Below are 20,147 nucleotides of genomic sequence, written 5' to 3' on the forward strand. Positions count from 1 at the left end.
ATGCGCTTTTTAGACGAAGATGAAGAATTAAACCCAATTGTCAGTGCCGTTAATCTGGTTGATGTATTTCTGGTGATTATTGCTGCACTTCTTATTGCAATTGCACAAAACCCACTCAGCCCTTTTACTGCAGAAAACGTGACTGTTGTTAAAAATGCCGGTGAGCCAAATATGGAAGTAATTGTTAAAGAAGGCAAAGAAATTAAACAATATAAATCTAACGGTGAAATCGGTTCTGGCGAGGGCATGCGCGCTGGTGTGGCTTATAAAATGGCAGACGGTAGCTTTGTTTATGTCCCCGAAAGTGATGGCTCAGCAACGGGCAAACAAGAGAATACACAATGATAAGAATAATAACGTTTGCGCTGCTTTTGTTGAGCGCACTGACTTCACATGCAGCACAAAAGCCTGAAGTGCTTATAATGATGTCGGGTCATGTGGCTAAATCGAAAGGGGCATTGCTAACAAGCCTTGCTGAAGATCAACCGTTCACCTTTACTAACTTTAGTACTAAAGGCAAAACAGACGAAGAGATTAAACAAGCTTGGCAAAATGCCGAGCTGATTTTGTTGGATGGCATCAACCCTGCGCTTTCAAAATATATGTTTGCTAAGTATCAGCCATATTTAACTGAGTACCCCAATGTGCCAGTGATCTCACTCGGTGATATGGAAAACTCAGCAATGAATAGCGGTTTATCTGAGCAGCAACATACTCACCTTGGCGGTTATTACAATAATGCTGGGCGCGATAATTATCGTAATATGATGCTTTATATTGCAAATGCCATTTTTAAACTCTCTGATGTGCCAGCAGAGCCAGTTAAAGTCATTCCAAACGTTGGTTTATATCATCCTGAGTTTGACGGTCATGTTAGTGCTGATGAAACGCAGTTTTTTAATTGGTTAGATGCTAAGCCAGCTCAACCAGTTATAGCGATAGCGATTCATCGTTCAGTCATTGATTACGAACAGCAACAAATAGTTGATGCATTAATTACAGGTCTTCAGAACAAAGGTGCGAAAGCATTGGCGTTTTTCTTTGAAGGCAATGACGAAGCACTAACTTACCCAGAGTTACTAAGTGATGAAACCGGTTCACGGGTAGATTTAATCATTAACTATCGTTCATTACACTATGTTGAAAAGCGTCGCGCAGAGTTTATGCAAATTGGTGTGCCTGTTATTCATGCACTTAACTATACCGAAGGCGATGAACAGGCTTTTAAAGAAGATCATGCGGGTGTATCACCAGCACTCACTCCGTTCTTTCTTGTAATGCCAGAAGATACGGGTAGCACCGACCCAATTATTATTGCCGCTAATGAAAAGGGCAGTAAGGTGGCAATGCAAGCGCAACTTAATGCGTTGGTTGAGCGTGCATTTAACCATGCCAATTTAGCGCACATTAAAAACACAGATAAAAAAGTCGCCAGTTTTATATGGAACTACCCGCCGGGTGAGAAGAATATTGGCGCTGCATTTTTAGATGTACCGAGTTCGATTGCTAACATCGCAAAAGCGATGAACGACAAGGGTTACCAAGTAAAACAAACGGATACAGCCACGTTAGTTGAGCAAGCGGGTAAATTGCTTCGCCCTTATTATCGTGGTGAAGATGCTGAGGCTTTGGTAAAACTCGGACTCGCAGATTATTTACCGCTAAGTATCTATCAAACTTGGTTTGATAGCCTACCTCAGCATGTCACTCAGCCAATTATTGATAAATATGGTCAACCAAGTGAAAGCGCTATGTTGCGTATGCACAATGGCGAAATGATGTTTGTCATTCCGCGCATGGAACTGGGTAACATGATTGTACTTCCTCAAGGTGTGCGTGGTGAAACGGCAAAGCAGCATGCTGCCCAGTATCACAGCACTAAATCGGTCATCAATCATAGTTACTTAGCTATTTATCTATACGCACGTGATGTTTTTAATGCTGATGCGGTGGTGCATTTAGGTACTCATGGTTCACAAGAGTGGCTAAGTGGTAAAGAGCGTGGCTTATCGGTTTTTGATGCGCCAAACTTAGCGATAGGCAATATTCCTGTTTTCTATCCGTACATTATTGATAATGTCGGTGAAGCGATGCAGGCAAAGCGTCGTGGTCGTGCCACCATGATCAGCCACTTAACCCCAGGCTTTGCAAAAGCAGGGCTATACACTGAAGTGGCAAAATTAAACGAACTGATCACCAACTATTTAATGTTGGATGAAGGGCAAACAAAATCAAATACGCAGCAAGAAATAATTAAGCTTGCTAAGCAATTGAATATGTTAAAAGACCTTGATCTTGATGAAGCTACTTTAGCTGCTCAATTTGCTGACAAGATTACCGTCTTACAAGAATCACTTGAACACACTGGCACAGATGAGCCAGCCGCTGGGAGTTCATATTTTTGGTGAGCTACCAATCAATGCCCATCTTTACAGTACTATTTTGCAAATGCTTGGTGATGATTTCACTAAACAAGCAGGTGAATTTGAGCGAGAAATAGGTATTGCTATTGGCGAGTCTGAACGTGAAGACGAACGTAAGGTTGTAAAGTTAGAGGCATTAGAAGGATTTCAGTTACTAGCGCGAGTGCTGGGTGAAAATAGTAACTTAGCCATCCCTGAGTCGTTACAAAGTGATATTGCGACAGCAAAAGAGTACTGGCAAAACTTTCACAAAAGTGAAGAAATCACCGGTTTGCTAAATGGTTTAAATGGTCAGTATATACCAGTAAGCCACGGTAATGACCCTATCCGTAATCCGGCGGCTGTACCAACAGGTCGAAACTTAATAGGCTTTAACCCAGCGAAAGTGCCTTCGAAAGAAGCTTATCAGGCGGGGGTTAAGATGCTTGAACAAACTGTACAGCAGTATCAAGCGGAACATGACCGCTACCCACAGAAGCTTGCTTTTTCACTTTGGTCACTTGAAACAATGCGTCATCAAGGTGCATTAGAAGCACAAATTCTCCATGCAATGGGGATAAAGCCGAAGTGGAATAATCAGGGCAACATTGTTGGCACTGAAGTGATCCCATACTCAGAGCTTGGCAGGCCACGTATTGATGTAGTGGTTTCTGCGACAGGCTTGTACCGTGATGCATTTCCTAATGTCATGCTTTGGATTGCCGAGGCAATAGATAAAGTGGCAAAGATGAAAGAAGACAATAACTTTGTTTATCGTCACTCAATGACCCTTAAGCAAACACTATTAGACGAAGGTAAAAGTGAAGAAGATGCAGATTACTTATCTTCTGTGCGTATTTTTTCTAATGAAAGTGGAGCATACGGTACAGGGCTTGCGGGGGGAGCGCTTGACTCTGATAGCTGGGAAAATGACAGTAAGCTGGCTAATTTGTATTTAGAACGAATGGGCTTTGGTTTTGGTAAAGATGAGGCTCGCTGGAGCGAAAATTTATCAGAAACAGGGCTATACAAAAAGGTGTTGTCGGGCACTGATGGGGTGGTGTTTTCTCGTTCAAGTAACCTTTATGCACTCATGACAAATGATGATCCGTTCCAATACTTTGGTGGCATCGGCCTAGCGGTTCGTAGTATTGATGGTAAAACACCACAAATGTATGTCTCTAATTTGCGCCGTAAGGGGCAGGAGAAAATTCAAACTTTAGATCAGTTTATCAGTAACGAGATGCGCAGTCGTTATTTTCACCCTCGCTGGATTAAAGCGATGCAAGATTCAGGTTATGCTGGGGCTACTGCTATTTTAGACCGTATGAACAACATGTGGGGCTGGGAAGTTATGACCCCCGACGCGGTAAGAGATGATCAATGGCAAGAATTCTATGAAGTGTATGTTGATGATAAATACGATATGCAAATGCGAGAATTTTTTGAGCAACATAACGCTGAAGCATTAGCACAAATCATTGAGCGAATGTTAGAGGCTGTTCGCAAAGGTTATTGGCAAGCTGATGCCGAGACACTTAAGAAAATGCTTGAAACCTACACTGAAATTGCTAATCGACATGATGTTGTTACAGACAATGAAACATTTACTGAGTTCGTAAAAGAGCAAAATTCTGGCTTTGGTCTTGCACCTTTAGTACCTGGGCAAGCGGCACCAGAACTTGCCAACAGTGTAAGTTCAGCTAGCCAGCAAGTGAGTGGCCAAAAACTCGAACAGGTTGAACAAGGTAAACCGACAGAATCTGACTATACATTATGGTGGCTATTAGGCGGGATTTTCTTCACAGGGATTATAAGCCCGCTATTGCAAAGAAAGGAATAGTCTAGGTTTGGCAAGGTAGTAAGTGATGGCGCTTATTACCTTTGTTTTTATTTGTGCCCGCAGTGGGTGCAAATATGACGCTTAGCATAACTCATATTATAGTTTTTGTACTTTGTATTGGTTTTTTCAATTATTAAGCGATTAAAAGCTTAAATAGCAATTGCTTAACACAGACTTGTTACCTAAAATTACAGATAGGACGCAAGGATGATCTAAAACCAAAACTCCACTATTAAGTATGAGGCTTGCTGAATGCGAAACCTATCGCTGCGCACTATTTTTATTAGTTTTGTGTTAATTGCATTGTTTGTTGTCACTGTGGTTAGCGCCTTAATCAATACCAGCCAATTCTCTCGGCTTTATTACCAACAAACAGAAAAGCAGTTATTGCCTGACGCGGTGGGTAAAGTTGCTGCCGAAATTGACGCTCAAATGCGTTACCCCATCTCTGTGTCACAGTCGTTAGCTGAAAACCAAATTCTGCATACGTGGATGAGTGAAGGTGAGAAAAGCTCGCCAATTCATCAACGTGTTATGGCGTACTTTGCTGACTTACAAAGAAAAAGCGGTGCGTCATCGGTGTTTTGGGTAAGCAAAACCTCAATGAGTTATTACACACAAGACGGCTTTTTCAAATCAATTTCACAAAGTGAGCCAAGAGACAGTTGGTTCTTTGACTTTATTAGCTCAGATAAACGCCAAGCGCTCGCTTTAGATGTGAGTGAGCAGGGTGGACACCTCACTTTATACGTTAACACGCTAGTTGAAATTGCAGGGCAACGACTTGGTGTTGCGGGGCTTGGTTATGATATTTCAGATATTTCTAGCATTGTCACCTCGCGTAAAATTGGCGAGCAAGGGTATTTATTCTTAATTGATGACAGCAAGCGAATTATTGCACACGCAAATGATGCTTATATTGGTAAACAAGTCACAAGCGTGGCGTCATTAAGCGCATTACAAGGCTTTTTGAGCAGTAAACACACAGGCTTTACATTATCGCAAGTCGAGCTCGCAGATGAAGATGTTTACGCTGGTGTTATGCCAATCGAAGGTACGGGCCTTACTCTTGTGGCGGTTCAACCAAAGCAAGAGATCTCAAGTGCGATTAATACAGTCGTTTGGATGTCGATTATCGTGAGTGTCGTGCTTGCGGGTATCTTCTTAGTGTTGACGCTTTATTTTGCGAATTGGCTGAGTAAGAAAATACGCAGTGTGGGCGACGAGCTACTCGGTATGGCTGGCCACGGCGGTGACTTAACAAAACGTTTAGATGACAGTGTTGATAATGAACTGGGGCATCTTGCTAAGGGCTTTAATGCCATCATAGGTAAAGTAGCTGAGTTGGTAGATGAAATCAGTGTCACCGAGCAAGCGATGCGAGAGGGGATTGATGACCTTGCGAACTTTGCCAACAAAACCTTTGTTGCTACCGAAGATCAGCGGGCGCAAACCGATCAAGTTGCCACAGCTATTACAGAAATGGGGCAAACTATTAATGAGGTGTCTGATATTGCTCATCGCACCGCAAGCGACACGGAAGAAGCAGTACGAGAAACCGTGCAAACCAATCAAAGTATGGCTGCTACAGCACAAACCATGAATGAGCTGAATGATATTTTGATCACGGTTGATAAAAGTATCGGTGAGTTTGCTAATCAAGCCGCTGAGATCAACTCGGTTGTTGAAGTGATCAATGCAATTTCAGAACAAACTAACTTATTAGCACTGAATGCGGCAATTGAAGCGGCAAGAGCGGGTGAGCAAGGCCGTGGCTTTGCTGTCGTTGCTGATGAAGTACGCTCACTTGCAAAGCGTACGCAAACATCGACTTCTGAAATTAGAGAACAGATTTCGCGTTTACAAAGCTCATCCTTGCAATCACAAGAAGCAATTGGCGAAGGTACGCAAAGTAGTCAAAAGGTCACAGAACTTACGCACGTTGCAGTGTCTGCACTTCAGTCTATTCAGCAGAAGTTTGAAATTATCAGCCAAGGGAATCACCAAGTTGCTGCTGCGACAGAAGAGCAGGGCACGGTGGTTGATCATATCAATCAGTCGGCTCATGATATTTCAGACAGTGCAATGCAGATACATGATAATGCTGAGCAACAACAGCGTGGTACGCAAAGCTTGTTATCGCGTGCTCAGCACCTCAAAGATTTAGTCAGCCAGTTTAAAGTTTAATTGCCTGCTTTTTAAATCTGCTTCGAGTAAAAAGCGTTAACAACATGTATTGTTAACGCTTTACTGCTTTTTAGCTTACAAATGAGTGTTTCAGTTTACTTGTTTGCTGCTAATTCCTTTCTTATTACTAACACATCGTGCAAAAAACTTTCAAAAAGGGACTATTAACTAAGTTTTTAGTGCGTTTAAGTGCGCTGCGTATTACAATTGAGACTTTATATCATTACCGCACTTCCAGCTGATAGGTTTTTCACTTCTTCATGACAGATATTACAACACACCAAGCTTCTAGACGCCGCTTGTTAATTGCTTTAGCCATAACGTGCTCGTTTATGGTTATTCAGATCATTGGTGCCTATTATTCTAATTCGCTTGCTGTACTTGCTGATGCTGGGCATTTGTTTGTTCATAACAGTTCTTTATTTATTGCACTTATTGCTTCAAGCATGGCGATTTACTTTGCAAAAAACTTTAACGATGGTTACCAACGAGCTGAACTGACCGGTGGCTTGATCAATGGTGTTTTGTACTTAAGCATTAGCTTAGTTATTCTTTACGAAGGTGGAGAACGTTATTTCCATCACAGTGATGGGCATGAACTACAAATCAATAGCTATTTGATGTCAGTTATATCTGCTATTGGATTTTTGTTTCATGGCGCAGCTGCATGGGTTTTGTATAAAGGGCGTAAGGCAAGCATTAATGTATATGCGGTATTTCTCCATTCGTTCTTTGACTTAATTTCGACAGTTTCTACTTTCTTTGCTGGAATTTTAATCTACTTAACCGGGTGGGCAGAAATCGATATTATTTCGAGTATGCTCATAGCGATCTTTGTATTGTTCACTGGGGTTAAAGTGATTATTCGCTGTATTAAAGGGTTACTGGAAAACCGTAGTAAGCTTCCTGATGTAGCAGCTATTGAGCAAAGTATTGCATCAATAGAACACGTTCAAAATGTGCATAATGTAACGGTAATGCGCCAAGACAAAGATATTGTTGTGGGAGCACATGTGGTGTTAAAGCAGCATTGTACCGTGGAAAAGCATGATGAGGCGTGTCGACTTAAAGTAGAACAGCTATTGCTTTCACGCTTTAAAGTAAACAAAAGTGTTTTACAAATCGAAAGTCATGAATGCCATTATGTTAATTAAAGTGGCAAAATGTTTAATTTTCTTTTAATTTAAAGGTATCGCTAGGGTGTTAGGATGCCTTTTTTGCTTCAAAATAAGCCATTTTATATTAACTTTTTAGCTGCGCTGTTGCTTGGTTGCATTGCAGGTCTAGTTAATTTATTGCCAGTATTTTTTTTGGATAGCTCTGAGTTTCTGCTTGGGCAATTTTTTGTCATTTTAAGCCTGCTTTTACTCGGTTGGCGCTATGCAATTATCACCTTTATCATTAGTACTGGCTTCATATTTTATCGCTGGGGCCATGCTTGGGTCATCCATTGTTTTTGCCTTAGAGCTTATATTTTTACAATTATATTGCCTGTCTAAGGCGCGTCCTGTCTTTTTGAGAGGGATGCTTTTTTGGTTTGTTATAGGTTCACCCATTCTTTGGGTATTTGGGCACTATTTTTTAGCATTACCCACACTCACTCTGTTGATAGCATTGGCTAAGTACTGTTTAAATGCAGTTATTTACTTGTCTGTAATAGATTTATTGAGCTTTTTCTTTAGTCGATACTCTTGGCACAAATATTATTCCTCTTTGGATAAAATACTTAATTACGTGGTTAGCTTGTTAGTCATTTTAGTGGTAATACTCACTTCAATTGTTTTGACTAACAATCACTATGCTCGCATAGAGTATGAGGTTAACGCTCAACTTAATGAAAAAGCGAATGAAATAGCGCGAGTTATCGATTCGCATTTAGAGCACCATAAAAAAGGAGTGGTTCTAACCGCAAAAAGTATTGCTCATGGGCTACCCAAACAGGTTGCACTTGAGAATATGGCTAATCTGTACCCAGATTTTAGAACTCAAATCATCACTGATGCTTTTGCAGATGTTACTCATTTTTACCCCCAATCATTAGCTGTAAGTTTGCAGCAGTCAAACATTCGCGCAAATGTTTCAGATCGTGATTACTTTATTCATGCACCGTCCAATAAGCAGGGTTATATCTCGACTATTTTTAAAGGGCGTGGTTTTGGTTCTCTGCCCATTGTTGCGGTTTCAGCGCCTATTTATATTGAGGATACGTTTACTGGCGTGGTCGAAGGCTCGCTGATGTTTGATTACTTTGCTAGTTTACGTCCAAGTTTATTTAGTCATCAAGGTGATTTACTAATACTCGATGCGGCTAATAAAGTTGTGTTTAGCACCATCGATGATTTCAAAGAGATGCAACAACTAAGCAATGAAGAGATTGATTCATTTGCGAATGAAGAGCGTTTTATCATATTTGATGCACAAAATGAGCAGCAATATTATGCTAAGCAAGCGCGCTTAGCTGACCATAATTGGATGGTTATGACCATGCTAAACCGAAAACACGCGAATGATGTCGCTGTAAATGCATGGGGACAATCATTGGTTATGATCATTTTTATTATTTTACTGACAAGCGTTTTTATCACTCAACTAAGTCGTTGGCTCACAACTCCGATACGCAAACTTGCTGAACAAATTGATAAATTTGAGCCAGAAAATGCTGATACTGACACGTATTTACCGCAAACTTGGTTAGAAGTGAGCCGCTTGCAATCACAATTTTCGAGCCTTGCGAATAAGCTCGCACTGAGCTTCAATCGTCTACATCAAGCGAACCACGAAAATGAATTACTAAACGTAAGACTGAAAGACTTTAATGCACAACTAGAAAAACAGGTTGATGATAAAACCAATGAGTTGGTTGAAGCAGTACGGGCTGCAAATAATGCTAACCGCACTAAATCTCAGTTTTTGGCTAATATGAGTCATGAAATTCGAACTCCGCTAAATGGTATTTTAGGGATGACTCAGCTGTTACTAGATAATAAAGATTTAGCAGAAGAAGAACACGAAGAATTAGTGATAATCCATCAAAGTGCGAATAACTTACTGCTGATTTTAAATGATATTTTAGATTTCTCCAAAATAGAGGCGGGTGCTTTAAAGTTAGAGTATCGTGCAGTTGAAATAACTAAGTTACTTGAACAAATTGCCAAGGTGTTTAGTAGTACAAGCGTAAAAAAAGGGGTGACATTTAAGCTTAACATTAGTGACTCTGTACCAAGTTGTATCAGTTTAGATCCTTTAAGGTTTAGCCAAGTTATAAATAATATCTTGAGTAATGCCGGCAAGTTCACAGAGTCGGGCGACATTACCATGAGCTGTACTATGGTTAATGACCGAATGCAGATCAGCATTCGTGATACAGGCATCGGGATTTCAAGTGAGCAGCAGGCAAAACTGTTTACCGAGTTTACTCAAGCCGACATTTCTACCACACGTAAATATGGCGGAACGGGACTTGGGCTAACCATTAGTAAGCGAATTATTGAGTTAATGGCAGGGGAGCTTAAGCTAACAAGTCAAGAAGGCGTTGGTAGTGAGTTCACCATCACGATGCCTGTAATTATTAGTAATTCAGCCTCAGTGGATAACCAAAGCGCTACGACGCCCCAATTGGCAGGTTTGAATATCTTACTAGTTGAAGATAACCCTGTTAATCAAATTGTATTGAAAAAGATGCTGCATTCCACTGAGTGTAATCTCAAACAAGCAAATGACGGCCTTGAAGCACTTGAGATACTGCAGAGTTATCAAGCTGATATTATCCTTATGGACTGCCAAATGCCAAATATGGATGGCTATCAATGTACAAAAGAAATAAAACAGAACCCGCACTTGTATGGTCAGGCTATAATCATTGCCATCACTGCGAATGCATTTGAAGAGGATCAGCAGCGTTGCCTTGTTGCTGGCATGGATGACTTTATCTCAAAGCCAATTAATAAAGACCAATTATATGCGTGTTTAAACAAATGGCTTAAAGTTCTTTTAAACGAGCAACAATAGATTGCAAGTTTTGTTCTGCAAGTAGGTCTTCAGAAAGCATAGGTTTTGCAAAGTAGTAACCTTGAAAGTCATCACAGCCCATGTGTTGTAAAAATTTAATTTGCTCAGTAGTTTCAACGCCTTCGGCAATACAATAAAGGCCTAAATTAGCGGATAACGCATGGATTGTTTTGATAATTGATTCGTTACTTCGATCATGCCCAATATTGCGCACAAAACTTTGGTCTATTTTAATGACGTCAATTGGAAACTGACTGAGGTAAGTCAGTGAAGAATATCCGGTACCAAAGTCATCAAGTAATAGTTTAAAACCCGCATTTTTTAACTTTCGTAGCTGCTTTGAGGCTTTATCTTTGTCTTCTAGTAAGGTGTTTTCAGTAATCTCTAAGCGCAATTGCGCAGGCTTAATGCGAAAATTATTCAGGATCAACAAGAGTCTTTCGGTTAAGTTCGCCTTTAATATGTGCGTTGGCGATACATTTAAAGAAAGGTAAAACCGAGGGTTTGATCTTAAAATTGGCTGCAATTCTGTTAAAGCTCGATTTAAAGCCTGTTCTGTAAGTACATCGATTAAACCAATTTCTTCTGCAATAGGGATAAACTCAGCAGGTGAAATAAAACCTTGTTCTGTCTTCCAGCGCATTAATAATTCAACACCATTAATTTGCTTCGTTTTAGCATTAACAATTGGCTGATAATTATTAAAAAGCTCATCATCTTTAAAGGCATCTTTTAACGCATTTTCGAGTAATAACTTTTTAGTGAGCTGGTTATTCATCTGCTCGGTAAAGTATTTGAAATTGTTTCGCCCAGATTGTTTGGCATGCATCATGGCAATATCAGAATTGCGTATTAACTCATCAGCTGTTTTAGCATCAAAAGGATAGAGTGCAACCCCAATACTGGCTGAAATATTGATAGAAAAATCGTCAATAATGACTTTATTTGCTAATTCTTGTGTAAGTTGCTTAACTAATTCGCTCAACGTTTGAGGCGAATGAAGATCTTTGACTAACACTAAAAACTCATCGCCACTTTGTCTACCAACCGTTGCATTATTAGGTAAAAGTAAACTTACACGTTGCGTAATATTGCACAGCAATTGGTCACCAACAGCATGACCAAAAGAGTCATTCACTGGCTTAAATTTATCTAAATCAATAAATAACAAGGCTGCTAACTTGTTATGCTTTTTAGAATGATTTATACAATTATTGATTTTTGAATGCATTAATGAACGATTTGGTAAGCCCGTTAATGGATCGTAATTCGCTAAATAACGTAACTCATCTTCAGCACGCTTTTGTTCTGTAAGATCTGAAATAACAATCACATAATGACTAATCGCTTGATTATCTTTCGCAACTGCAGTAACACTGATATGAACAGGGTGGGATGGATTTTTTTGAGTGTGTATATAAGCTTCTGTTTTCCAGTTTTGTTTTGGTTTTAATGTTTTTAACACATTGATGTATCTTAAGAACTGAGCCCTACCTATTGTGCGAACAAAGTCCTTAATTGTTAGATCAGTTATATTGCCTGTAATATCAAATGTATCACTGAAGCTTGTATTTGCTGAAAATGGTTTTAACTGGCTGTCTAAAATTAAAAGCCAGTCATTTATCTGGCTGAAAGCTTCACCGAGCACACTTGCTTGTAGTGCATTTGCTCTTTGTTCGGTAATGTTGGTATAGATACCTGTTACTTTTATTGGCTTATTTGCTTCATCAACTTCGACGACACGGCCAATGTCCTGATACCATAACCACTTACCATTTTGATGATTTAAACGGTAGGTGATATTCCATTGTTCTTGATTTGATTGTTTTGCAAAGGCATTCCAATGGTTTAAGTAGGCACTACGGTCTGCTGGATGAATAAAATCAAGGAACTCAATGAGGGCTAAACTCTCGTTACTCTTGTGGTAACCCAGCTCTGTCACAAAGCGATTATTTAAAAGCGTTTGCTGGCTTAAATTGGCTTCCCATACCCCACTTTTGTTACTGCTCAGTGCTAATTCAGTTTGTTGTTGCGATTTAACAACATCAGCATGCGCTTTATTCAGTACTTGTTGACGTGCTCTGTATTGCCAAAAAAAGAAAAAGAGTATGGCAAAAATGAGCAGCACATAACCTGTTATCGCAACTGGTGAAGACCAAGGTGCATAGGCAATATTAAACTGTAGTTGTCTTGTTGCTGAACTGACTTTGGAGCTCTCGGAGTTAGAAGCAACAGACAAGATATATTGTCCGGGAGGTAGCTTGGTAAAAAATACTTTGTTAGTGGTTAATTTGTCGTAATTTAATGACGTTGGTCCCTCTAAAGTTACTTTATAAGTTGTTTTATCCTTATTGATAGTATCAAAGTTAGAAAAGCTAACCTCAAGACCGATGTCTTCAGCAGTCATTTGAAGAGGGTTATTGATATATTTGTATGGATGATAGTTCAGCTCGCGAGAGAGCAAAGAAACATGAGTAATTTCAGTATTTATCGCATCTAATTCTGTTGGTGAAGTTAAAAAGTCTTCAGGTGCGATTAACAATAAGCCCCTTGTCGAACCAAAGCCAATTTGGCCATTGTCTAGCGTTGCATCGGCATCAACATTAAACTCATTAGCTGAAAAACGCCATCACGGATAAAATACGAATTGATACTTCTTGAACTTAAATCAATTCTATACAGGCCATTTTGCGAACTAGCCCATAAAAAACCAAAACGGTCGATTTGTAAGCCATACACTGATTTTGCATTGAGACCAGATTGAGTGCCTAAGCGATGTTTAATAGCGTAGGAGTGAGAGTCAACAGCAATTAACCCTTCGTTAGATGAAGCCAGCCAAAGTGTATCATTGTGGTCAATAACCCAATCATCAATCACAGAAAATGTGAGTGGATTAAAGTTTTCGACTTGATAAACAAGTGTCAATTTTTCAGTTTGCTCATTATAACGATACAAATGGCCAGACATACTTAACAAATAGTCGTTAGGGTGACTCGAGAGTGGCTTTAAAAAAGAGTGCGCATTGATAATATCGACTTGTTCTTTTAGTCCCTTAATAGTTCGTAATTCACCTGTTTTACCATTGTAGCGATAAAAATTTTCTTGAGTAATAAATGCAAATTGATCTGAACCTAAAGTATGAAAGCCCCAACTTGGCTCATTTTCTAATATATTAATCACTTCTTTACTGCCTTTTAAAGGCACTAAATCACCGCTGATTCTTATCAAAGAGCGCTAAGCCTCTGTACTTCATAAGCCACAGAAAGCGTTCAGATGGTTCTATTTCTGCCTGTGCAATGCCATATACAGCATGTTCTCCATGAAAGGCTTTTATATCGTCATTAACTAGGTAAGGGCTGATGGAGTTTGTTAATTGGTTATACTTCAGCATGCCATTTTCGGTGCCGATCCAAATAATGTTTTCGCTGTCTTGCAATACCGCCCAAACACTATTGTTGACATTACCAGAAGTAGACGTTGATTCGATATGCTTAAAACGCCTTGCTAAGGTGGACCATGTAAAAACTCCCTGCGAACGAGATGCAAGCCATAGCAATCCTGTTTTATCAATCATCACATCGACAATTGTATTGTCGGTCATTAAAAATTTACTTTGCTCATAGCTCAAAATAAATTCGGCGGATAGAGTTTCCCTATTAAATTCGAATAAGCCTTTTTCAGTGACAATATACTCACCAAATTTACTAGATGCGAAATCCCAAATATTTAATTCAGGAACCAATAGTTTGGTTTTATCTACTGCGAGAAGTTTATCTGCATTAAATGGAATGTTGTACATTCCTTCGACTGTACCAACTAACAGACCTAATTGAGGATCAAGGTGCAAAAATTTTGCGTTTTTATTATCGTTATTTAATTTATTTTCATCAGCAAGCTCAATACGAGAAACATGATCATCCACTAAGTTTTTTGAAAAAAGTCCTGCGGTTGTTCCAATGTATAAAAAATTATCATGCAGAGCTAAAGCACGAATAAAGTCATCTTGCTTATCGATTGAAAACTCATGCAAAAACTTTTTGGTTTGCTTATGGTAAGAATAAAGGTGCTGATTGATTGCGAAAAAGAAATGGTTGTCATCTTCTTCGAGTGCAAGAATAGGGGAAAAATAAACATCTTCAGGGGTTAGTTTTCCTGAATATACTTTTTCGACACTGAGTGTTTTTGGGTTTATGAAGTAAGCACCTGAAAACTCAGTACTCACAAAAATCTTGCCATCACTGGTTTTAGTCATAAAAGTGATCTGTCGTTGATCAAGCATATATTCGCCAGCAAAAGCGGCTACTTGATAGCCGTCATATCTATTTAATCCTTGATAAGTGCCAACCCAAATAAAGCCTAAATCATCTTGCACGATTTTAGTTACACTACCTTGGGTTAACCCTTCATCTGTAGAGATCCGCTGCATTTGCAAAGCATAGTTTTGTGCATTCACTGAAAAGGTGAGCGTGAAGAACAGCAAATTGAATATCAAAAGAAAAAGTTTAGGCACCGACTGATTAACCCTAAATTATTATTTGCATATAATTTTTAACAAAATATAGCACAATTATGAATGTTATTGAGTCAGCTGAAAAGATAAATTAGTAAATGTTTAATTAAGGTACAACATAGTGTTAGCTGTGCTATAAATAGCCCATAGGCAACCTAAGGGAAAGTTATGCGTCATTCATTTATAAGTCAAAAGAATCATGCCTTGTTATTAATTATTGACCTTCAAGCAGGGCTTGAGCCTGTCATAAGCGACTTTGGCCAAGCTGTTAATTACACCGAAAAGTTGATAAATGCAGCTAAAGCTTTAGACATTCCGTATTTATTTACTGAACAAAACCCAACCAAGTTAGGTAAAAGTAGTGAACAGCTTTTACCCTTCATAAATGGTAATAATTGCTATCACAAAATACATTTTAGCGCATGCCAAGAAGCGCAATTTAACCAACAATTAGCTGGCTTCAATCGTAAGCAAATAGTGGTGACGGGTACAGAATCGCATGTGTGTGTACTGCAAACCTGTTTAGACTTAATTGCCAAAGGTTATCAGGTGTTTGTGGTTGAAGATGCCATTGCATCACGCAACGAAAAACACAAAGAGTTAGCAATTAAGCAGTTATTGGCAGCAGGTGCTATTATTACCTGTGCAGAAAGTGTGATATTTCAATGGCTAGAAAAAGCAGGGACCGATCAATTTAGAGCATTATTGCAATTAATAAAGTGAACCACGATGCGGTTCGAACCGTATTGGCTCGATTAATTGTATTTTTGTAAATTATTTAATAATTAAGGCTTTATCTATGACGAGTGTGCGCCGCCTTTTTACTTATTTGTTCCTTTTATTGTTTGTTGAGTCTTTGGTTTTAGGCTTTATCTATTCGACCCTAATTACCGGTGTGGTAACGGGTTTATTATTGCTGTCTTTACCACTTTGGATGCTCCATCAATACCCAACGAGCAAATTAACGGCTCATGTTGTAGCTGCCGGTTGCATGATGTTTTCGTTTTTACACATCCAACAAAGCTACGGCCTCATTGAAGTACATTTTGAAATTTTCATTTTAATGGCCGTATTGATCATGTTTGTTGAATGGCGCGTGTTTATAACTGCACTTGCTTTTGTGGCCGTTCACCATTTGAGCTTTTACTTTTCACAGATTAACGAAGTAGGCTTATACGTTTTTGACCCAGACAGATTATATTTTAGCACCGTACTTATTCATGCCGTGTATGCCATTGTTGAAGCAATTGTAGCGGGTTACATTGCTAAAACCCTTCACCGCGAACGCAGTTCTGGCTTATCGTTAAGCACAACGACTGAGCAGATAATGGCTGACGAAAACAGCATTAATATTAGTTTAAGAGCGGATGATAGTCACAGTGAAGCTGTAGCGGGTTTTAACCGTTTACTGGGTTTTGTATCGAGTGTGATAGGTGATGTTCAAAGCCAAAGTAGTGTTTTAAAAAATCAGTCTAAACAATTACTTGAAGTACACGACGAGTTACATGAGCAAGCACTTCATCGTGAGCAGTTATCGACGGATATCGCACAGTCGGGTGAACGTGTCGCCGAAGGCTTTGCCCATGTTGAACAAGAAAGTAATGAACTACAAACACAGTTTGAGCAGCTCCATTTAAGTGCCACAGAGGCACTCAATGAAGTGGCGAATACCGACAGCAAAACGGCGGAGCTTGCTAATAACCTTCAAGAGGCTGACCAAAATATTAGCCAACTGGTGAGTGCATGTTCGCATATCTCAGAATTACTCAATGAAATATCGTCAATTGCTGAGCAAACAAACTTACTTGCACTAAACGCTGCAATTGAAGCTGCGCGTGCTGGTGAACAAGGCCGTGGCTTTGCGGTGGTGGCTGATGAAGTGAGAAACTTAGCAACACGCAGCAAAAACACCACAGATAAAATCACCAATACGCTTGAAAGCTTGATGCAAAACAGCGCCTCATCAACCAAGTCGATGCAAGGTAGTGTTGCGCTTATAGAGCAGTTATCAGCAATTAGTTCGCAGATGAAACTGCAAATTACCGAGATGACAGAGCAGGTGAATGTTGCTGCAAGCAGCTCACAATCGGTTGCACATGTAGTGCAAAATCAAGCGGGTAATACGCGTGCTATTGCCGATAATTCACAAGCCTTAATTGCTAACCAAGCCAACGACAACTTGATGATTGAAAAACTCACCGATCGCGTACAGTTAATTGATGTAAGTATCGATGTACTGGAGCAAGGTATTGCTAAATTCAAATAGCAAATGGCTGATAATGGCAACTCTACTTTGGGTTGCCTCTGTGGCATTAGCCTTGGTATTTGCTTATTATCAACAAGCAAGCACCTTTGATCCAGATAAAAAGCTGGCAACAGCTAACTGGCTGACTACATTTCAACAAAGTATGGGACTTGGCATCACAAATACAGATACCTTGTACATTATTGATGAAAATACCTGTGTATGCTCAGAGCGCTCACAACCGCACATAACAAGCCTTAGCAGCTATGCAGCAGAGCAAGGTATTGAAGTAATAAAACTTAAACCAACATCTGCGGTTGCTGCAATATTACCCGCTCAACCTGCCGCAGTACTTGTTTCTGAAAATCAACAGCTTGTGTATGCAGGGCCATTATCAAAAGGACTCGCGTGTTCAAGTCAAAATGGCTTTGTTGAGTTAGTAATTGCAAACTTACGAGCGGGTTTTAATAGCCAGTTTATTAATTCAGACGCCGAGGGATGTTATTGTGAAATTAATTGAGCTTGAAAGGTAAGTAAAAGAGGCCAAGTATGTTGGCCTCTGTATTTAATATTTATTGAATTTGGCCTCGTATCTCACCGCTTGGGTTTGCAGGGGTATGAATGTTTACATAATGACCGCCTGAGGCTAAAACTGAAAAGATATCGGCGTCTATCATTAAGCCTGTGCTACTCATCCAGCGATTCATATCATCACTGTCTTGTACAAGTGGAGTTAACACAGGGCCATTTTCACCTGCTACACCGGTATGAATATGGGCAGCAGTTGCATCGCTTACACCTGATGTAAGCACTTGCAACTCAACACTGTAATCATTGGTATTCACTAGCGCATAACCATCGCCAGATGCATCCGTTATGACCGCAGGTACTTCTTGTTCACCACTTAGCGGAAAGGTGACAAACACATAGTTGTCGGTAAGGATTTGACCGCGAAGTTCGCCACTTGGGTTAGCAGGAGTATGCACATTAACGTAATGACCACCTGATGCAAGTACTGCAAAAATATCTGCATTAATCATGGTATTTTCAGGTGTTTGCCATAAGTTCATGTTATCGCTTGATTGCTCTAACGCAGCAAGAACGTCGCCATTGGTGCCTATACGACCCGTATGAATGTGGGCTGCAGTGGCATCACTCACACCTTCGGTTAACGCTCTTAATTCTAGATGGTAGTTATTCATGTTAACTAATGCATAACCACTACCTGATGCCATCGTATCAACCGCTGGAACTTCTTGCATACCACTAAGTGGGAAAGTAACGAGTTGATAGTTATCTGTTAGGATCTGACCTCTAATTTCGCCACCCGTGTTAGCAGGTGTATGTACGTTAACGTAATGACCACCTGATGCAAGTACCTCGAAGATCTCTGCGTTGATCATGGTATTTGCTGGCGTCATCCACATGCCTGCATCAGTTGTTGACTGCTCAAGCGCTACTAGAACGTCGCCATTGGTGCCAATTGGTCCAGTATGAATGTGTGCACCTGTCGCATCATCAACACCCATTGTGTTTACTAATAGCTCTAAGCCATAGTTATCCATGTTAATTAATGCATAACCTTCACCACTTGCATCAGATTCGACAGCAGGAACTTCTTGCTCACCGCTTAGTTTAAAGCTCGTAAAACCATAGTTACTGGCTAGGATTTGCCCACGAAGCTCGCCGCCAGCATTAGCAGGTGTATGAACATTGACATAGTGACCGCCAGAAGCCAGCACTGCAAAAATATCCGCGTTGATTTGTGTGTTGCTTGGTGTCATCCAGACGTTACTGTCGTCCATTGATTGTTCAAGAGCCACTAATACATCGCCATTAGTCCCGATACGACCTGTATGAATATGCGCAGCACTTGCATCGTCTAAGCCTGATGTTACAACAGTAAGCTCTACGCTGTAGTCTGTTGTATCAACAAGGGCATAACCATCACCATCAGCCATGGTGCTGACCATAGGCACTTCTTGATTACCACTTAAGTCAAAGGTCGCAACTGCATAGTTGTCTGTTAAGATTTGGCCGCGAATTTCGCCACCGGCAAATTCAGGCGTATGAACATTAACATAGTGACCGCCGTCTAGAAGTACTGCCAGAGTGTCGCTGTCTATCATGGTATCTTCTGGTACAACCCAGTCAGTCATGACTTCGTCGTCTTGCTCTAAAGTTACGAATACGTCACCATTTGAGCCTAATTTACCCGTGTGGATATGAGCTGCTGTTGCGTCATCAACACCCATAGTCACCGCGCGAAGCCGTAATTCTGTCGTGGCGCTATCATAAGATGCATAGCCATAACCCATTGCGTCACTGTCGTTCATAGGCACTTGCTGATCGCCATTTAAAACAAACGTGATGATACTCGTTGTATCTGGCACAATTTGCGCACGAAGTTCACCGCTTGCATACTGTTCAGTATGAAGGTTTATATACCAATCGCCATCCATTAAATCAGCAATTAGGCTTTCATCAAGGTCGGTAATTGCGACTTCATACATACCATCGGTAGTGGCTTCAAATGCAAAAGCAACATCACCATTAGCGCCTAAATCGCCGTCGTGTATGTGTGCTGCGCTAAAACCTTCGACTGAGCTTGCATCAAGTGTTGCACGAAATTGCATTAAACTTTCGTCAAGCTCTACCGTTGCAGTCGCTGTTTGCATTGAGCCATTCATTGGCACTTCTTGTTTGCCACTTAAAGTTACAGAATAGGTTTTACTTGGAGTGAATTCTTGAACTGGGGGTGGGGTAACAACTTCGGTATTATCGTCATCATCATCGCTACACGCGGTGAGAAAAAGTAAGCTGCTAGCCAGGAGTATGTATTTCATCGTTGTTCCTTATATCTTTGTATGTTCGGACGTTACGACGTGTCCACTTCAATAAGGCGTACGGGCGGTGTTTAAAAAAAGAATCAAAAAAGGTTGTTTAAAAGTT

General features: G+C 40.2%; 14 protein-coding genes. 10 read left to right on the forward strand and 4 right to left on the reverse strand.

Annotated features, from left to right (window positions below):
- The 7 genes from ACRWSG_RS20080 to ACRWSG_RS20110 all read left to right on the forward strand — a co-directional run bounded on the left by ACRWSG_RS20080 (window position 1) and on the right by ACRWSG_RS20110 (window position 10,440).
- Entirely contained in the window at window positions 1-345 is a 345-nt protein-coding gene (locus ACRWSG_RS20080) for a DUF2149 domain-containing protein (RefSeq protein WP_054554591.1), read from the forward strand.
- Complete coding sequence (locus ACRWSG_RS20085) at window positions 342-2,408, forward strand: cobaltochelatase subunit CobN (RefSeq protein WP_462167361.1); 2,067 nt, start codon at window positions 342-344, stop codon at window positions 2,406-2,408. The genes ACRWSG_RS20080 and ACRWSG_RS20085 overlap by 4 nt, the downstream gene beginning before the upstream one ends.
- The gene (locus tag ACRWSG_RS20090) at window positions 2,374-4,245 is read left to right on the forward strand and encodes a cobaltochelatase subunit CobN (RefSeq protein ID WP_462167362.1); all 1,872 of its coding nucleotides are present in this window, start codon (window positions 2,374-2,376) and stop codon (window positions 4,243-4,245) included. Before ACRWSG_RS20085 ends, ACRWSG_RS20090 begins: the two co-directional genes overlap by 35 nt.
- Window positions 4,246-4,497: 252 nt before the next feature.
- Window positions 4,498-6,432, forward strand: a complete 1,935-nt coding sequence (locus tag ACRWSG_RS20095) for a methyl-accepting chemotaxis protein (RefSeq protein WP_462167363.1) — start codon at window positions 4,498-4,500, stop codon at window positions 6,430-6,432.
- Between the two features lie 260 nt (window positions 6,433-6,692).
- On the forward strand, window positions 6,693-7,586 hold the full coding sequence (locus tag ACRWSG_RS20100) for a cation diffusion facilitator family transporter (protein WP_054554589.1): 894 nt from the start codon (window positions 6,693-6,695) through the stop codon (window positions 7,584-7,586).
- A 54-nt stretch (window positions 7,587-7,640) separates the two neighbouring features.
- Window positions 7,641-7,931: a hypothetical protein gene (locus ACRWSG_RS20105; RefSeq protein ID WP_462167364.1), complete on the forward strand. Its 291-nt coding sequence runs from the start codon at window positions 7,641-7,643 to the stop codon at window positions 7,929-7,931.
- A gap of 244 nt (window positions 7,932-8,175) precedes the next feature.
- Window positions 8,176-10,440: a response regulator gene (locus ACRWSG_RS20110; RefSeq protein WP_462167365.1), complete on the forward strand. Its 2,265-nt coding sequence runs from the start codon at window positions 8,176-8,178 to the stop codon at window positions 10,438-10,440.
- Here the strand turns inward: ACRWSG_RS20110 and ACRWSG_RS20115 are convergent.
- The 3 genes from ACRWSG_RS20115 to ACRWSG_RS20125 are packed head-to-tail and all read right to left on the reverse strand — an operon-like array spanning window position 10,412 to window position 14,866.
- Entirely contained in the window at window positions 10,412-12,982 is a 2,571-nt protein-coding gene (locus ACRWSG_RS20115) for a sensor domain-containing protein (protein ID WP_462167366.1), read from the reverse strand. The genes ACRWSG_RS20110 and ACRWSG_RS20115 overlap by 29 nt on opposite strands.
- A 38-nt stretch (window positions 12,983-13,020) precedes the next feature.
- A complete protein-coding gene (locus ACRWSG_RS20120) occupies window positions 13,021-13,668 on the reverse strand; it encodes a hypothetical protein (protein ID WP_462167367.1) in 648 nt (215 codons plus the stop codon).
- The gene (locus tag ACRWSG_RS20125; RefSeq protein WP_462167368.1) at window positions 13,649-14,866 is read right to left on the reverse strand and encodes a ligand-binding sensor domain-containing protein; all 1,218 of its coding nucleotides are present in this window, start codon (window positions 14,864-14,866) and stop codon (window positions 13,649-13,651) included. The genes ACRWSG_RS20120 and ACRWSG_RS20125 overlap by 20 nt, the downstream gene beginning before the upstream one ends.
- Before the next feature lie 252 nt (window positions 14,867-15,118).
- Between ACRWSG_RS20125 and ACRWSG_RS20130 the strand changes: the two genes are divergently transcribed.
- The 3 genes from ACRWSG_RS20130 to ACRWSG_RS20140 all read left to right on the forward strand — a co-directional run bounded on the left by ACRWSG_RS20130 (window position 15,119) and on the right by ACRWSG_RS20140 (window position 17,715).
- On the forward strand, window positions 15,119-15,673 hold the full coding sequence (locus tag ACRWSG_RS20130; protein ID WP_462167369.1) for an isochorismatase family protein: 555 nt from the start codon (window positions 15,119-15,121) through the stop codon (window positions 15,671-15,673).
- 76 nt (window positions 15,674-15,749) lie between these two features.
- Window positions 15,750-17,216: a methyl-accepting chemotaxis protein gene (locus ACRWSG_RS20135; protein WP_462167370.1), complete on the forward strand. Its 1,467-nt coding sequence runs from the start codon at window positions 15,750-15,752 to the stop codon at window positions 17,214-17,216.
- Between the two features lie 13 nt (window positions 17,217-17,229).
- Window positions 17,230-17,715: a DUF6436 domain-containing protein gene (locus ACRWSG_RS20140; RefSeq protein WP_462167371.1), complete on the forward strand. Its 486-nt coding sequence runs from the start codon at window positions 17,230-17,232 to the stop codon at window positions 17,713-17,715.
- A gap of 52 nt (window positions 17,716-17,767) precedes the next feature.
- On the opposite strand, the gene ACRWSG_RS20145 is transcribed toward ACRWSG_RS20140, so the two are convergent.
- Window positions 17,768-20,041: a CHRD domain-containing protein gene (locus ACRWSG_RS20145; RefSeq protein WP_462167372.1), complete on the reverse strand. Its 2,274-nt coding sequence runs from the start codon at window positions 20,039-20,041 to the stop codon at window positions 17,768-17,770.
- Window positions 20,042-20,147: the final 106 nt, after the last annotated feature.

This window comes from Pseudoalteromonas sp. GB43, assembly GCF_054923805.1.

Excerpts from the sequence above, each read along its gene's own strand:
- ACRWSG_RS20090 (WP_462167362.1), top strand. The coding sequence starts at position 2,374 with ATGAGCCAGCCGCTGGGAGTTCATATTTTTGGTGAGCTACCAATCAAT.
- ACRWSG_RS20125 (WP_462167368.1), bottom strand. The coding sequence starts at position 14,866 with ATGCAGCGGATCTCTACAGATGAAGGGTTAACCCAAGGTAGTGTAACT.
- ACRWSG_RS20100 (WP_054554589.1), top strand. The coding sequence starts at position 6,693 with ATGACAGATATTACAACACACCAAGCTTCTAGACGCCGCTTGTTAATT.
- ACRWSG_RS20140 (WP_462167371.1), top strand. The coding sequence starts at position 17,230 with ATGGCAACTCTACTTTGGGTTGCCTCTGTGGCATTAGCCTTGGTATTT.
- ACRWSG_RS20095 (WP_462167363.1), top strand. The coding sequence starts at position 4,498 with ATGCGAAACCTATCGCTGCGCACTATTTTTATTAGTTTTGTGTTAATT.
- ACRWSG_RS20130 (WP_462167369.1), top strand. The coding sequence starts at position 15,119 with ATGCGTCATTCATTTATAAGTCAAAAGAATCATGCCTTGTTATTAATT.
- ACRWSG_RS20145 (WP_462167372.1), bottom strand. The coding sequence starts at position 20,041 with ATGAAATACATACTCCTGGCTAGCAGCTTACTTTTTCTCACCGCGTGT.
- ACRWSG_RS20080 (WP_054554591.1), top strand. The coding sequence starts at position 1 with ATGCGCTTTTTAGACGAAGATGAAGAATTAAACCCAATTGTCAGTGCC.
- ACRWSG_RS20085 (WP_462167361.1), top strand. The coding sequence starts at position 342 with ATGATAAGAATAATAACGTTTGCGCTGCTTTTGTTGAGCGCACTGACT.
- ACRWSG_RS20105 (WP_462167364.1), top strand. The coding sequence starts at position 7,641 with ATGCCTTTTTTGCTTCAAAATAAGCCATTTTATATTAACTTTTTAGCT.
- ACRWSG_RS20135 (WP_462167370.1), top strand. The coding sequence starts at position 15,750 with ATGACGAGTGTGCGCCGCCTTTTTACTTATTTGTTCCTTTTATTGTTT.